At 47.7% G+C, this 398-nt stretch carries 1 protein-coding gene; it reads left to right on the top strand.

The window, feature by feature from the left end:
• Positions 1-334: transposase (locus tag HMPREF3201_RS12000; RefSeq protein WP_231726832.1), on the top strand; the 334-nt coding region annotated here is incomplete at its 5' end.
• Positions 335-398: the final 64 nt, after the last annotated feature.

Below are 398 nucleotides of genomic sequence, written 5' to 3'. Positions count from 1 at the left end.
GACAGGTGTCAGCTTTGAGGAAACAAATCTCTCCAAAACAGCCAAACAGAATTACGACCTGAGAAGCTGGCCTTTCTATCAGCTTGAACAATTTCTGACCTACAAGGCTCACGAAAATCGCTCGGAAGTATTGAAAGTCTCGGCAAAATACACCTCTCAGCGTTGCCCGAAGTGCGCTACTATCCATAAGGAACACCGTAAGCCTCACCAACACCTGTATCGCTGCCAGTGCGGATACCAATCCAATGATGATCGTATCGGAGCTATGAATATCCAGCTTCTTGGTTCGATGTGGATTTCTGGAGACAATCACCCGCGTTACGAGAGAAAATGACTGCCTCGGAGTAAATCTCCGTGGCAAAACGGGTATCGTCAACTGCCCGATGATGTAGGCAGAA

Source organism: Megasphaera sp. MJR8396C (genome assembly GCF_001546855.1).
Taxonomy (GTDB): domain Bacteria; phylum Bacillota; class Negativicutes; order Veillonellales; family Megasphaeraceae; genus Megasphaera.
Note: the sequence above shows the minus strand (reverse complement) of the source record. Positions and strands in the feature narration are given on the sequence as shown.